We start from the raw sequence: 14,283 nt of genomic DNA on the forward strand, positions 1-14,283 counted from the left end.
GACAGACATGCACAGCCTCGACAGGTTCTACATCGGCGGCGACTGGGTCGCCCCGAAAGGCACGGAAACGATGCCGGTGATGAACCCCGCCACCGACAGCCGGATCGGCACGCTCACCCTCGGCGATGCCGTGGATGTCGACCGCGCGGTAGCGGCCGCGCAGGCTGCCTTCGACGGCTTCTCGCGCACCCCGAGGGCCGAGCGTCTGGACATGCTGCAGCGGCTGCTCGAGATCACCCGGCGCCGCCAGGACGACCTCGCCCGCGCGATGACAGCCGAGATGGGCGCGCCGGCGACGATGTCGCGCGAGGTGCAGGCGGAATCCGGCATCGGGCATCTCGAAGCCTTCATCGCCGCATTGGAGGCGCAGGAGGAAGAGCTGACGCTCGACAATGGCGACATCCTGACCCGCGAGCCGATTGGCGTGGTGGGCATGATCACGCCCTGGAACTGGCCGATCAACCAGATCGCGCTCAAGGTGATCCCGGCCCTCGCCACCGGTTGCACCTGCGTCCTGAAACCCTCCGAGCACACGCCGCTCTCGGCCGATATCTATGCCGAAATCGTGCACGAGGCGGGCTACCCGGCGGGGGTCTTCAACCTCGTGCACGGCGACGGGCCGACCGTGGGCGCCGCCATCGCGCGCCATCCGGACGTGGCGATGGTCTCCTTCACCGGCTCCACCCGTGCCGGGGTCGAGGTGTCGCGCAATGCCGCCGAGGGCATCAAGCGGGTGACGCTGGAACTGGGCGGCAAGTCCCCGAACCTCGTCTTCGCCGATTGCGATCTGGAGACGCGTATTGCAGAGGGCGTCGCGACCTGTTTCTACAACACCGGGCAATCCTGTGACGCGCCGACCCGGATGCTGGTGGAGCGAAGCTGTTACCCGCGCGCGCTGGAGCTCGCCCGTCAGGCCGCGGAGGCCCAGGCGGTGGGCGACCCCGCCGAGGAAGGAGACCACATCGGCCCGCTCTTCGACCGCATCCAGTACGACCGCGTGCAGGCGCTGATCGAGGCCGGCATCGCCGAGGGCGCAACCCTTCTCGCCGGGGGGCCGGGCAAGCCGGAGGGGCTGGAACAGGGCTGGTTCGTCCGCCCGACGATCTTTGCCGATGTCACCAACGACATGCGGATCGCGCGCGAGGAGATCTTCGGCCCGGTCCTGGTGATGATCCCCTTCGACACCGAGGAGGAGGCCATCCGGATCGCCAACGACACAGACTACGGCCTCGCCGCCTATGTGCAGACCGGCGACCCGGAGCGCGCCCGTAGGGTCGGCGACAGGCTCCGCGCCGGGGTGATCCAGGTCAACGGCCGCGCCTCGGGCTACGGCTCCCCGTTCGGCGGTTACAAGAAATCCGGCATCGGCCGCGAGGGTGGCATCTTCGGGCTGGAGGATTACCAGGAGATCAAGGTCCGCGCGCCCTTCACCACCTGACGGGCGCGCCTCAGGGCATCAGCAGCGCAACGAAGACGGGAGCGCCGTCACCAACGGGCGCGACGAGGAACAGGTTGGCGAAGTCGTCGTCTTTCACGTCGGGCGGCGTCTCGACACCCAGCTGAAAAAGGATGCCCGGGATCGTTTCGGTATGCGCAATGACGAGGACGGTGTCCTCGTCATGATCGAACGCCAACAGGTCCATGAGCCCCGCGGTATCGGTCATCGGCACTTCGGTCCGTTCCAGATCGAGCGAGGCCGCGATGATCTCCCCGGTCTCCCGGGACCGCGCCGCGTCGGTGTGCAGGACGATGTCGATACCGGATGTCTTCAGGAGGTCGGCCCAGGCCTCGGCCCTGCCGCGCCCTGCGGCGGTCAGTGGCGGATCATCGCCCTCCGCCTCCTTTTCAGCATGCCGGATGACAAACACCATCTCCTGCGCCGCCGCAGCCGATCCCCAGCCGAGGGAGGCAAGGATCGCCGTCAGCAGGAGGATCGTCTTCACAGCGGAACGCCTCGTGTTGCCATCCTTCGATCAAACGCAAAGCAACGGGTTTACGCAACGGCAAAGTTGGCCCCTCCAAGGCAACAGCCCGAGCCTCAGGCGCTCTTCAGCGTCGGTTCCGGGGCCGATGCGCCGGTGTGCCCCTGCTGAGCCAGCACCCGGTAGGCGCTGCGCAGGGCGCCCCGATCGGTGTAGCAGCCGCGCAGGTGGCGCATGCCGCTGTCGGCCACGTAGCCTTCCCGCCCGTGCACGATCCGGTGGTTGTCGAAGATCACGCATTGGCCCGCAGTCGAACGGAAGCGCATCAGGAAGCGCTCCTCCTGCATCATGCGGATGAACTTGACGAACGCCGGGTAGTAGGTGTCGAGCAGTTCCTGCGGCAGGTCCAGTATGTCCTGCAGGTGCTGGGAGATTGTAACGCCGGTCACGCGGCCCTCCGGGTCGGTTTCGATCACCCGCTGGTGGGCGCGGTAGTCCCAGGTCTCGTGGCGGTAGAAGAAGGGAATGTCGTGGCTGGCCAGCAGGCGATAGGCCTCCGGGTCCTCGTCGTACAGGGCATTGGCCACCGCAGCCCCGTCGAGAAAGAGCGACCGGCCGCCTTCCACGGTGTTCTCGAGGCAATGCAGGAACTGCACCCCCGGCGCGGCCTCCTCGCCGGGCAGGTCGGTGTGCATCTCCAGAGGCCCGGCGGTGAAGGCGAGGTTCGTGGGCGCGATCTCGACGCGGACATCGAAGAAAAGCCCTTCGGCGGAGGGCGTGATCGGGCCGATGGCGTTGACCAGGCGCGCCAGGCTGCCCTCGTCGTCCGCCATGTCGGTGACGATCGCGATGCCGTCCTCGATCAGCGCGCGGAGCAGGCGGGCGCGGGTTTCGGAGTCGTTCAGCACGGCCTCCTGCGGCAGGCGCGTCATCGCCGGCGCATGGTCGGCGTACCAGAGGCGGCGCGGCAGATCCGCCGGGTCCTCGGGCTTGCCCCGGGTGGCGAATGTGTCGAGCAAGGAGAGCGGGATGCGGCTCACGTGATCCTCGCCCAGCCAGTCGACGACCAGCTCGCCGCCGTCGATCCGCGCCGCGGCGGCACGGGGAAGGTCGTGCAGCGCAGAGACGTCGAAGATCCGTTCGCGCGTCTGCGGGTCGATGCAGGACGGGCAGGCATCGCGCAACCAGCAGAAGTTGAAATAGGCCGGCCCGGTGGCCAGCGGAACGATCATGCCGGTCTCGGTCAGTTCGATCGGGCTGTCAGTCATGTCTCGGTGCCTTCCCGTCGCTGGTTCAGGTTGCGTAATCGGAATTCTCGGTGTCGAGGATCTCGCGGATCGCGGAGAGGTGCGCCTCCGCCTGGCCGGGGTAATCCTCGAGCTCGCAGGCCGTCTTCTCGGCGATCTCGTGGGAGAGCACGCGCAGCGGCTGTCCGGTCTGCAGCGCGCGGATATAGGTCTCGGCCGCGCGCTCGAAATAATAGAGCCGGTTGAAGGCATCCGCGACGCTGTCACCCAGGACGAGGACGCCGTGGTTGCCCATGATCATGACCTTCTTCTTCGGGTCCGTGAGCATGGACGCGCAGCGCTCGCCCTCTTCCTCGAAGGCCAGCCCGCCGAACTGCTCGTCGATCACGGTGCGGCCGTAGAAGGTCGCGGTGTTCTGGTCGATCGGCGGCAGGGTGCTGTCGGCGAGGGAGGCCAGCACGGTGGAAAAGATCGAATGGGCGTGCATCACGCAGCGGGCGTGGGGGCAACGCCGGTGGATCGAGCCGTGCAGCCCCCAGGCCGTGGGATCGGGGGCATCCGGGCGGTCCAGCGCGGCGGGGTCGTTGGCGTCGAGCAGCAGCAGGTCCGAGGCCCGGATACGCGAGAAATGCGCCTGGTTCGGGTTGATCAGGAACTGCGTGCCCGCGTCGTTCACGGCGAGGCTGAAGTGGTTGGCCACCGCCTCGTGCATGTTCAGGCGCGCGGTCCAGCGGAAGGCGGCGGCGAGGTCGGTGCGTTCCTGCCAAAACGCGATGTTGGGGCGGGTGTCGTCGAGGCTCACGGCTGTCGTCCCTTCGGCGATCATTCGGCGGCGACGGGGCGGGCGATGCCGGTCGGGACGACCTCGTAGCCCGGCTCCTCGGGCTCGTCGTCGACCATCTCGGGCGGAAAGCCGGGCGCGCGGATGTCGAGGCCGGTTGCGTCCTCAAGGCGGCGGATGATGTTGGGCGACAGCTCGCGCGGGCCATACCGTTCCCGCCCGTTGCGGAAGATCTCGTTGAGCAGCGGAGAGATCTCCAGCGGCACGCCGGCGCGATCGGCGATCGCCTGGAACAGGCCGATGTCCTTGGAGACGAGATCCATGGTGAAAGAGATGTCGCGCGAGCCGTTGAGGATCACCTGGCTCTCGGTCTCGTGCACGAAGGAGGTGCCGGAGGAGATCTTGATCGCCTCGTAGGCGGTGTTCATGTCCATCCCGGCGGCCTTTGCGGTTACCAGCGCCTCGCAGACCGAGACGAGGTTGGCGGTGGCGAGGTAGTTGGTGACCACCTTGAGGACCGACGCCGAGCCCACGGGACCGGTATGCAGGACCCGGCGCCCAAGCGTCATCAGCAACGGCAGGACGCGCTCGAAGGTCTCGCGCTCGCAACCTGCGAAGATCGAGATATTGCCGGTATCGGCCCGGTGGCATCCGCCCGAGACGGGGCAGTCGACGGCGGTGCCGCCCTTCGCCTCGACCAGCGCGGCAAGGCGGCGGATCTCCGCATCGTCGGTGGTGGACATTTCGAGCCAGATCTTGCCGGGGACGACCTCGGGCAGCATCTCCTCCATCACCGCCGCAGAGGCAGCGGGCGAAGGAAGGCAGGTGATGACCACGTCGCAGTTACGCATCAGGCTCGCCGCATCGCCGGCCGCGGCCGCACCGCGGCCCACGAAACCTGCGACCAGCTCGGGCTTGCGGTCGAGCACCGTCAGATCGAAGCCGTTCCGCAGCAGGCTGCCGCTCAACTTGCCGCCCACGTTCCCCAGGCCGATAAACCCGACTTTCATGTTCCAAGATCCACTTCGCCGTTTCCATTTCAGGGATGGTGGCAAAAAGACCGGGAGCTGAGAAACGATCTGATTGCGCGCTCAGGCCAAACTGCGGTTGAAGCAGCCGCGCGGGACAGGGCGACGACAGGCGAAACCGCGCCACAAGGATTGGCCATGCCGCCAATCCCCCCTACATTATGTGCCGCGTGCGAAAGGGAATCTGTGGAAAACTACGTCAACCTCGTGAAGCTGTGCGTCGGCGCCGAAGCGGTCGACGACCTCATCGCCTGGCAGCAGAGCGCCCGGGCCAAGGGGCCGGACGGTTTGCCCCGGCACATCACCCGCATGTGGCCGCGCCGCGAGACGGAGTTGCTGGCGGGCGGCTCGATCTACTGGGTGTTCAAGGGCACGATCCTGGCCCGCCAGAAGATCTTGCGGCTGGACGAGGCAACGGGTGCGGACGGGGTTTCTCGCTGCGCGCTGGTGCTGGACCCGGAGGTCCACCGCACCGAAGCGGTGCCGCGCCGCCCGTTCCAGGGCTGGCGCTACCTGCCTGCAGAGGACAGCCCCCGCGACCTGCCCGAAAGCCGGACGGCCGACGACCAGCTGCCGATGGACCTGGAACTGGCGCTGGCCGAGATCGGGGTGCGCTGAGCGCGGCTCAGACGTTTTCTTCCAGCCGCTCTGACAGAATATCGAGCGCCGCCCGGGTGCGATCGTTCCACGCGGCGGATTTCGAGCGGAACAGCGTTGCCTGGCTGCGGTGGATCAGCCCGTCGGACAGCACCTTGAGGTGATTGGCGCGCAGCGTGTCACCGGTGGAGGTGATGTCGGCCACGGCCTCGGCGGTCAGGTTCTTGACGGTGCCCTCGGTCGCGCCCTGGCTGTCGACCAGCTGGTAATCGGCTACTCCCGCCTCGCGCAGGAACTCCCGCACCATCCGGTGATACTTGGTGGCGATCCGTAGCCGGTGCCCGTGCCGCTGCCGGAAGGCCGAGGCGACCGCGTCCAGATCCTCCAGCGTGTCGACATCGACCCAGCACTTCGGCACCGCGATCACCAGGTCCGCCTGCCCGAAGCCCATACCGCTCAGTTCCTCGACACGGTCCTGCCAGGCGGGGATACGCTCGCGCACGAGGTCGGTGCCGGTAACGCCGAGGTGGATCCGACCGGCGTTCAGCTCGCGCGGGATCTCGCCCGCGGAGAGTAGCACCAGGTCGACACCGTCGATCCCGCCCACGGCGCCCGCGTATTCCCGCTCCGAACCGGTGCGCCGGATATCGAGCCCGCGCGCACCGAACCAGTCGAAGGTCTTTTCCATCAGCCGGCCCTTGGAGGGCACTCCGAGTTTAAGGCTCATGCCGCGCCTCCGCGCCCAAGTTCCAGGACCAGCCCGGGGCGGATCATCCCGCCCACCGCCGGCATCTCGCGCCCCTGCCCCAGCACCCGCGTCAGCGCGTCGTAGCGCCCGCCGGAGGCCACCGGCGGCAGGTGCGGCTGGCGGCCGGCGTAGAAGCCGAAGACGAAGCCGTCGTAGTATTCCATCGTGGTGCGGCCGTAGTTCGCCTCGAACTCGACGGCGTCGAGATCCACGCCATGCGACTGCATCACGTCGAAGCGCCGCTCCAGCCGGTCGAGCGCCGGGTCGAGCGCGGGCATGTCGACCGCGATGTCGCGCAGACGCGCCAGCGCATTGCCGGGCGTCTCGCGGATATCCAGAAGGTCGTCGATCAGCGCAACCTCGGCCGCGGAAATCGGCAGCTCGGCGGCGTCGTCCTGCAGCGTGCGAAGGCGCGCCTCGATCTCCTTCGGCGAACGCAGGCCGATCTGCGGCCCGTTGGCGGCAAGCAGCGCTTCGGCGCTTTCCGCCTTCAACCGGCGCAGGAGCTCCGCCCGGCTCGCCGGCACGCGGGAGCGGCCGGAATACCGTTCGAGCAGCGCGCGGAACCGGCGCGGGCGCCAGATGTGCCGCATCAGCGCCGCCTTGCGCGGGGCGCTCGCAGTCAGCCCGGAGACCGCCGAGGTCAGCAGCCCGATATCGCCCATCGCGGCCCGCAGGGACAGCGGCGCCAGCACGCTGGCGAACCGCGCAAAGACCTCGGCCTCGGCCTCTTCCGGGTCGGCGGCGTCGAAGATCTCGAGCCCGACCTGGAAATACTCGTTGGCCCGTCCGGGCTCGGCCACCTCCTGCCGCCGGAAAACCTCGCCGGCGTAGGTATAGCGCACGGCCCCTTCGCCCGAGGCCATGTGCATCTCGACCACCGGCACGGTGAAGTCGGGGCGGAGCATCTGCTCGCCCTTCAGCGGGTCGCCCGTCACGTAGGCACGGGCGCGGATATCCTCGCCGTAAAGGTCGAGCAGCGTATCGGCGGGTTGCAGGATGTCGGGATCGACGATCCGTGCTCCGGCCTCGAGAAACACCGAGCGGAGCCGCCCGGCTTCGGCGCGGACCTGGTCCTTGGTCGGCTGCATGGGTCAGCCCCCCGCCTGGAGGATGCGCCGGATCTCGGCCACCATCTCGTTGCGCGGCACCTCGCGCTGCGCGGGCTGGCTCTTCCACTCCTCGAGGCTGGCGTTCTCGGCGATCTTCGCGCCCAGCACCAGGTCCTTGACCTGCACCACGCCGCGCGCCGCCTCGTCCTCGCCCTGGATCACCGCCACCGGCGAGAGCCGCTTGTCGGCATACTTGAGCTGGTTGCCGAAGTTCTTCGGGTTGCCGAGGTAGACCTCGGCCCGGATTCCCTCGGCCCGCAGCTCGCCCACCATCGCCTGGTAGTCGGCCATGCGGGCGCGATCCATCACCGTCACGATGACCGGCCCCCTGGTCACGCCGTCGAGCCGCCCCTTGGCGCGGAGCGCGGCCAGCAGCCGGTCGACGCCGATGGAGACCCCGGTCGCCGGCACCGCCTGCCCCGTGAAACGCTTCACGAGGTCGTCGTAGCGTCCGCCGCCTGCGACCGAGCCGAACTGGCGCGGACGGCCCTTCTCGTCGGTGATCTCGAAGGTCAGCTCCGCCTCGAAAACCGGACCGGTGTAATAGCCGAGACCACGGACGACCGACGGGTCGATCTCGGTGCGGTCCGGGCCATAGCCCTGCGCCGCCAGCAGCTCGCCGATCTGTTCCAACTCGTCCACGCCGGCAGTGCCAATGCTGGAGCCGGTGACGACCTCGCGCAGCGACCGGATGGTGGCGCCGGCATCGGCGCCCTTGGCCTGCATGAAGGCCAGCACCGTGTCGGCCACGTCATTGCTCAACCCGACCCCGTCGATGAAGGCGCCGCTCTGGTCCTTGCGGCCGGTGGTCAGCAGCTCGCGCACGCCGTCCGGGCCGACCTTGTCGAACTTGTCGATGGTGCGCAGCACCGCGTCGGCGGTCTCGCGGTCCTCGGCGGGGTTGACGCCCACCGCTTCCAGCACGCCGTTCAGGACCTTGCGGTTGTTGATCCGCACGAGGTAGTCGCCGCGCGGAATGCCCACGCGCTCCAGCGCGTCGCTGAGCATCGCGCAGACCTCGGCGTCGGCGGCGACGGAGGGCGCGCCGACGGTGTCGGCATCGCATTGATAGAACTGCCGGAAGCGTCCCGGCCCCGGCTTCTCGTTCCGCCAGACCGGGCCCATCGCATAGCGGCGGTAGGGGCTCGGCAGGTCGTTGCGGAACTGCGCGGCCACGCGGGCGAGCGGCGCCGTCAGGTCATAGCGCAGCGCCAGCCAGTCGCCCTCTTCCTCCCAGGCAAAGACCCCGGCGTTCGGGCGGTCGACGTCCGGCAGGTACTTGCCGAGCGCCTCCACCGTCTCCACGGCAGAGGTTTCCAGAGGGTCGAAACCGTAAAGATGATAGACCTCGGCGATCTGACCGAGCATATGGTTGCGCTCGGCCACTTCCGCACCAAAATAGTCGCGGAAGCCCTTGGGCGTTTCGGCCCTGGGGCGGCGGGGCTTCTTGTCCTTGGCCATGACGGGGTTCCTCGGGTCTGTCGTCGCGGCAGCGTCTAGCCCAAGGGGGTCCGTGCCGCAAGGAGCGCCGGGAAAAGGTCGCAATCGGAAGGATGACACGGTGAGCATGGATCGTATCGAGGAAGAGCTGGCACACCTGCGCCGCACGACCGAAGACCTGTCCGAAGTCGTCGCCCGACAGGCGCGCGACATAGAAAAGCTGACCCGTCAGGTCACGCTGCTCCTGCAACGCGCGGCGGAACAGGAGGCGGAGGGGAGCGGCGGTGTCGTGCTCGGCGACGAGCGCCCCCCGCATTACTGAACCGCTTTACCGAACGCGCTCAGGCCCCGACCTGCGGCGGCTCGAGGAATCGCACGCCGTTTATCTTCCAGCCGTCCCCGAGCTGGATCATCTCGTATTCAAGGAAATGCACCCGCCCCTGCGCGTCGCGGATCACCACGCGTTGCAGCATCCGCGGCCCTTGCGATTCCAGCGCGCCAAAGCTGAGCGCCTCGGGCCGCCAGACCATCGGATAGCCCTCGCGCACCATCTGGCCGAAGATATCGGGGGTGCGGAACATCTGCCGGATCATCGGGGAGGCGTGCTCGAAGGCCCCCGACAGATCCCCTGACTCGAAGTCGGAGATCTGATCGCGGATGACCGCTTCGATCGCGGAAGGGGTGGCCTCCTGCGCCTGTGGCTGGCCCGCCAAGATCGCGAGCGCGAGTGAAAGAACGAGTGATCTGACGCGGTACATGATCCGGCCCTCCCACGAGAAACGGTAGTGCAGCGCGCGGACCTTTCAAACGCGCGTGAGGAATCGAGAAGCGAACCCGACCAACCAACGGAGACGCATTCGACACGCTCGACCCGGCGCTGGCCGCCTTCTTGTGGCGGCGCGGCAATCGAGCTACCGTGCTCGCTTCACCTTGCAAAAATGGGCAAAATGACACCGACATCCCCCCAAAAGCACCTGAAGCAACGCGTGGCAGAAGTGCTCGGGTACGCACCCGGCGCCTGGAAATCACCGCTGCTTGCCGCTGGACTCTGCCTTCTGTTTTCTGCCGCCATGGTCGCCCTCGCGGACAGCCAGGGCATCGACATTTCTTCGATCCTGCGGGACCCGTCTTCTGAGTTCGACGTGCCGCATTATGCCGGCGGCATTTCGTTCATCGGCATCACGATGCTGATCCTGACAAGCGGATGCCTGGCGCTGGCCGCGGCGGTGGACCGGCCGCACCGGCGCCTGTTCCTCCTGGTGGGCGTATATTCGATGATGCTCGCCCTGGACGACCGCTTCATCCTGCACGAGCGCCATTATCCGCGCCTCGGCATCGAGGAAGAGGTGCTGATGGGCATCTACGGCCTGATCGGGCTCGTGATCCTGTGGTGCCTCTGGCGCGGCCCTCTGCGCGCCTGGACGCAGGGGCTTTGCGTGGCGATCGGCATCATGGGGCTGGCGGTCGTGGCCGATCTCGGCCACGCCTCCTACGTCATCGAGGATCTTCTGAAGGTCGCGAGTTTCGGTGGCTGGTTCGGTTTCTGGCTCGCGCTCACCGCGCATCGATGCCGGACCGCCGCATCCGCCGAGACCCCGTCGGCGGAGCAACATTGAACGACTGCGGCCGGCCCGAAGGCCGGCCCGCCTATGCTTGATTGGTCAGGCGGCCGCGAGTTCGCCGGCGAGGCCCTTCTCGATCAGGGCGATGGTCTCCTCGACACCGTAGAGCGCGATGAAGCCGCCGAAGCGCGGGCCCTGGCTCGCGCCCATCAGCACCTCGTAGATCGCCTTGAACCAGTCCCGCAGCGGTTCGAAACCGTGATCCTTGCCGACCGCGAAGACGACGCTCTGCAACTCCTCGGCATCGAGCCCGCCGTCCCAGGCCCGCAGGCGGGCGGCGAGATCCTCGAGCGCGGCGCGCTCCTTCTCGTCGGGGGCGCGGAAAACCTTCTCGGGCTTCACGAAGTCGTTGTAGTAGCGCACGGCGAAGCCGGCCGCCTCGTCGAGCTGCGGATTGTGCTCCGGGCTGGCATCGGGCGCGTAGCGGCGGATGAAGCCCCAGAGCGCCTCCTTGTCCTCCGCACCGGCGACCGAGGCGAGGTTCAGCAGCATGGCGAAGTTCACCACCATGTCCGAGGCCGGCACATCCCCGTTGTGGATGTGGTAGACCGGGTTGTTGAGCTGCGCCTTGGCGTCCTGATCCGGGTAGGCGCGCAGTTGCTGGTGGTACTCGTCCACCGCCTTCGGGATCACGTCGAAGAACAGCCGCTTCGCGGTTTTCGGCTTGAGGTACATGAAGTAGCTCAGCGACTCGGTCGAGGCATAGGTCAGCCACTCGTCGATCGAGATGCCGTTGCCGGACGACTTGGAGATCTTCTGACCCTTGTCGTCGAGGAACAGCTCGTAGGTGAAATGCTCCGGCGCCTTCTGGCCCAGGATCTCGCAGATCGAATCGTAGATCGGCGTATTTGTCGAATGGTCCTTGCCGTACATCTCGAAGTCGACGCCGAGGGCCGCCCAGCGGGCGCCGAAGTCCGGCTTCCACTGCAGCTTCACCTGGCCGCCCGTCACCGGCAGCGTCCATTCGCGCCCGGACTCGTCGTCGAAGGTGATGGTGCCTTCCTTCGCGTCCACGTTCTTCAGCGGAACATAGAGCACGCGGCCGGTTTCCGGGTGGATCGGCAGGAAGATCGAATAGGACTGCTGACGCTCCTCGCGCAGCGACTTCAGCATGACCTTCATGATGTCGTCATAGCGTTCGGCGGCGCGCAGCAGCACCTCGTCGAACTGGCCCGACTTGTAATACTCGGTCGCCGAATAGAACTCGTAGTCGAACCCGAAGGTATCGAGGAACCGGCGCAGCATCGCGTTGTTGTGATGCCCGAAGCTCTCGAACTCCTCGAACGGGTCCGGGACGGAGGTCAGCGGCTTCTGGAGGTGCTCGCGCAGCATCTCCTGGTTTGGCACGTTGCCCGGCACCTTGCGCATCCCGTCCATGTCGTCCGAAAAGCAGATCAGGCGGGTCGGGATATCCGAGATCACCTCGAATGCGCGGCGGATCATCGTGGTCCGCAGCACCTCGCCGAAGGTGCCGATATGCGGCAGGCCGGAGGGACCGTAGCCGGTCTCGAACAGCACGTATCCCTTTTCGGGCGGCGCCTTCTCGTAGCGTTTCAGGACCCGGCGCGCCTCTTCGAAGGGCCAGGCCTTGGAAGTCATTGCAGCTTCGCGCATCTCGGACATTGAAACGGTCTTTCCTGGTGAGGCGCGGCCCCATGCCACGCATTGGTGAAGGCCCCGAGGGCCCGACCGGGCCACTCCCTATTGCGAGCCGGGGCTTGCGTCAATAAATCTGCGATCAGTCAATATTGCGGAGGACCGATGATGTCGAACGACCCGAACCCGATCTCGCCCCAGGACGCCCTGGTCGCGCTGATGATCGCCACCTCGGTCAGCGACGAGAACATCCGCACCTCGGAGCTCGTGACGATCGAACGGATCGTCAACCATCTCCCGGTCTTCGCCGAGTACGACCCCGACCACATTCGGGCCATGGCCAACCTCGTCTTCGACCTGTTCGAGGAGGAGGATGGGCTCGACGCGCTGTTCGGGCTGGCCGACGACGCGCTGCCGGAACGCCTTCACGAGACGCTCTATGCGCTGTGCTGCGACGTGGCCGCCGCCGATGGCCGGCTCACCGACCAGGAACTGCGGATGCTGCAGGAGATGCGCCACTACTTCCAGATCCCGCGCCTCAACGCGGCGGCGATCGAGCGCGGCGCCCGCGCGCGGCACATGACCGTCTGAGGCGGGCGCCTCAGGTCGTCATGTCGTAGGTGGTCACCCAGCGGTCGATCAGGCGCAGCTGCAGGGTCCGGGCCCGGGCCGTCCAGCTTGCCACGCCCTCGGGGCGCTCGCGCTGCTCCACCGGGATCGCATCCCGCCGCTCGGGGTCGGCCATGAAGCTGGCAAAGGCCAGCTTGCGGCCGCCGGGCAGGGTGACGTAGCCCGCGAGCGTGCTCACGAAGTTCAGCGTACCGGTCTTGGCCATGATGCTGGCCGGGTAGCTGTCCATCGGGCGGCCGTTGGCATCCTTCATCCGGATCTCTTTAAGGAGCGGTTCCAGATCCACAGCGGGGCCGAGGTCCACCAGCGCGCGGACCATGTCCCGCGTGGTGATCCGGCTCGCCCCGCCGAGGCCCGAATGGTCGACGAGCGCGGGCCTTGGGCTCCCGATCTCGCCCCCCAGCCAGTCCGACATCCGCGCCCCCGACTCCACCAGCGTGGCCGGCACCGGCCCGCGCGCAACCGAAGCGGCCAGGCCGACGGCCTCCGCCGTGACGTTGGTCGAGTACTTCAGCATGTCCCGCAGCAGCGCCCGCAGATCCTGGCTCTCCACCCGGGCAAGTTCGGTGCCCGCGGGCGGCTCGTCGACCGGCTTCGCCGCGCCGAGGCTGATCCCCTGCCCCTTGGCAAAGCTCTGAAAGACCTCGGCCGTATAGGACTCAGGCTTGCGCACCGGCAGCCAGCGGCTGCCGTTCTGCCCGAGCGCGCCGCTGGCGACCGTCCAGAGATCCGCCGTGCCATCGTCCTCGTAGGTGTAGATCGGGTAGCGGCGCTTGACGATCGCCATCCGCGCCACCCGCACATCGGGGCGGTGGGTCGCGGAACGGGCATCCATCGCCGTGTTCCATCCTGCCCCGGCGCGGCGCCATTCGAAATGCACCCGGTTGAAGTTCAGGTTCAGCCCGGAAACCGCCGGGTTGTAGCCGACCTGGACGGGCTGCTCGGGGTCGATCTCCGTCAGGGTCGGCAAGGCCCGGCTCCAGGTCAGGAACGCGCCCTCGACAGAGGTGACGCCGGCGGCCTTCAGCTTCATCGCGAGTTCCGCGAGCCGGTCGGTGTCGAGTGTCGGATCGCCCGATCCCATCAGCACCAGATCGCCCTTGAGTACCCCGCCCTCCACCGGGCCGGTCGCCACGAGCCGGGTCGCGAAGCGGTGCTCCGGTCCCAGCGCATCGAGCGCGTAGAGTGTGGTCAGGGCCTTGGCAACACTGGCCGGGGGCAGCGGCAGAAGGGGTTTGCGGGCCTCCAGCACCTCGCCGGTCTCGGCATCGGCCACCACGAATCCGACCGTCGCGGTGCCAAGCCTGGCGCGTTCGACGAGATACTCTGCCGACGGTGCCATTCGTCCGCCCTTGCCACCCGGACGGGGCGTCGGGCGCAGGGAGCGCAGCGGCGGCTCGGCAAGCGCAACGCTGGCGCCGCCGGAAAGCAATCCGGCCAGCACCCAGCGGCGTGAAATATGCGTCTTTGGCTTCGACATGCGACTTTGGTAACCGCTGCCCCCCCTTTCGGGCAAGCCATCGCGGAGCCGTCTCACCGCATTGTCACGATGCCCCGTCG

15 protein-coding genes are annotated in these 14,283 nt (G+C 67.6%); 5 read left to right on the forward strand and 10 right to left on the reverse strand.

Annotated elements, in window-relative coordinates; translation table 11 throughout:
- Positions 1-7: 7 nt before the first annotated feature.
- Complete coding sequence (locus tag CHB86_RS11265; protein ID WP_089233158.1) at positions 8-1,438, forward strand: aldehyde dehydrogenase family protein; 1,431 nt, start codon at positions 8-10, stop codon at positions 1,436-1,438.
- 10 nt (positions 1,439-1,448) lie between these two features.
- Here CHB86_RS11265 and CHB86_RS11270 read toward each other — a convergent pair whose 3' ends face one another.
- The 4 genes from CHB86_RS11270 to CHB86_RS11285 form a co-directional block, all read right to left on the reverse strand.
- A complete protein-coding gene (locus CHB86_RS11270; RefSeq protein WP_089233159.1) occupies positions 1,449-1,943 on the reverse strand; it encodes a SixA phosphatase family protein in 495 nt (164 codons plus the stop codon).
- A gap of 95 nt (positions 1,944-2,038) precedes the next feature.
- On the reverse strand, positions 2,039-3,190 hold the full coding sequence (locus CHB86_RS11275) for a TauD/TfdA family dioxygenase (RefSeq protein ID WP_089233160.1): 1,152 nt from the start codon (positions 3,188-3,190) through the stop codon (positions 2,039-2,041).
- A gap of 25 nt (positions 3,191-3,215) precedes the next feature.
- Complete coding sequence (locus CHB86_RS11280; RefSeq protein ID WP_089233570.1) at positions 3,216-3,971, reverse strand: class II aldolase and adducin N-terminal domain-containing protein; 756 nt, start codon at positions 3,969-3,971, stop codon at positions 3,216-3,218.
- 20 nt (positions 3,972-3,991) lie between these two features.
- A complete protein-coding gene (locus tag CHB86_RS11285; protein ID WP_089233161.1) occupies positions 3,992-4,960 on the reverse strand; it encodes an NAD(P)-dependent oxidoreductase in 969 nt (322 codons plus the stop codon).
- 204 nt (positions 4,961-5,164) lie between these two features.
- On the opposite strand from CHB86_RS11285, the gene CHB86_RS11290 reads away from it, so the two are divergent.
- On the forward strand, positions 5,165-5,596 hold the full coding sequence (locus tag CHB86_RS11290; RefSeq protein WP_089233162.1) for a DUF1489 family protein: 432 nt from the start codon (positions 5,165-5,167) through the stop codon (positions 5,594-5,596).
- 7 nt (positions 5,597-5,603) lie between these two features.
- On the opposite strand, the gene hisG is transcribed toward CHB86_RS11290, so the two are convergent.
- The 3 genes from hisG to hisS are packed head-to-tail and all read right to left on the reverse strand — an operon-like array spanning position 5,604 to position 8,896.
- Positions 5,604-6,302 carry an ATP phosphoribosyltransferase gene (hisG, locus tag CHB86_RS11295; protein WP_089233163.1) on the reverse strand — a complete coding sequence of 233 codons (699 nt, stop codon included), beginning with the start codon at positions 6,300-6,302 and terminating at the stop codon, positions 5,604-5,606.
- Positions 6,299-7,414, reverse strand: coding sequence for an ATP phosphoribosyltransferase regulatory subunit (locus tag CHB86_RS11300; protein WP_089233164.1), 1,116 nt, complete (start codon positions 7,412-7,414; stop codon positions 6,299-6,301). Before CHB86_RS11300 ends, hisG begins: the two co-directional genes overlap by 4 nt.
- Positions 7,415-7,417: 3 nt before the next feature.
- On the reverse strand, positions 7,418-8,896 hold the full coding sequence (gene hisS, locus CHB86_RS11305; protein WP_089233165.1) for a histidine--tRNA ligase: 1,479 nt from the start codon (positions 8,894-8,896) through the stop codon (positions 7,418-7,420).
- 106 nt (positions 8,897-9,002) lie between these two features.
- On the opposite strand from hisS, the gene CHB86_RS11310 reads away from it, so the two are divergent.
- Positions 9,003-9,197 (forward strand): SlyX family protein, encoded by a 195-nt coding sequence (locus CHB86_RS11310; protein ID WP_089233166.1) that lies wholly within the window; start codon positions 9,003-9,005, stop codon positions 9,195-9,197.
- 19 nt (positions 9,198-9,216) lie between these two features.
- On the opposite strand, the gene CHB86_RS11315 is transcribed toward CHB86_RS11310, so the two are convergent.
- The gene (locus CHB86_RS11315) at positions 9,217-9,633 is read right to left on the reverse strand and encodes a DUF4864 domain-containing protein (RefSeq protein WP_089233167.1); all 417 of its coding nucleotides are present in this window, start codon (positions 9,631-9,633) and stop codon (positions 9,217-9,219) included.
- A 228-nt stretch (positions 9,634-9,861) separates the two neighbouring features.
- On the opposite strand from CHB86_RS11315, the gene CHB86_RS11320 reads away from it, so the two are divergent.
- Positions 9,862-10,491, forward strand: coding sequence for a hypothetical protein (locus CHB86_RS11320; protein WP_176442848.1), 630 nt, complete (start codon positions 9,862-9,864; stop codon positions 10,489-10,491).
- A 45-nt stretch (positions 10,492-10,536) separates the two neighbouring features.
- Here the strand turns inward: CHB86_RS11320 and CHB86_RS11325 are convergent, their stop codons facing one another.
- A complete protein-coding gene (locus CHB86_RS11325) occupies positions 10,537-12,120 on the reverse strand; it encodes a lysine--tRNA ligase (protein ID WP_089233169.1) in 1,584 nt (527 codons plus the stop codon).
- 141 nt (positions 12,121-12,261) lie between these two features.
- On the opposite strand from CHB86_RS11325, the gene CHB86_RS11330 reads away from it, so the two are divergent.
- Complete coding sequence (locus tag CHB86_RS11330; protein WP_089233571.1) at positions 12,262-12,684, forward strand: tellurite resistance TerB family protein; 423 nt, start codon at positions 12,262-12,264, stop codon at positions 12,682-12,684.
- Between the two features lie 10 nt (positions 12,685-12,694).
- On the opposite strand, the gene dacB is transcribed toward CHB86_RS11330, so the two are convergent.
- A complete protein-coding gene (gene dacB / locus CHB86_RS11335) occupies positions 12,695-14,203 on the reverse strand; it encodes a D-alanyl-D-alanine carboxypeptidase/D-alanyl-D-alanine endopeptidase (RefSeq protein ID WP_089233170.1) in 1,509 nt (502 codons plus the stop codon).
- Between the last annotated feature and the right edge of the window lie 80 nt (positions 14,204-14,283).

The sequence above is a fragment of the Tropicimonas sediminicola genome (assembly GCF_900188335.1).
GTDB lineage: Bacteria > Pseudomonadota > Alphaproteobacteria > Rhodobacterales > Rhodobacteraceae > Tropicimonas > Tropicimonas sediminicola.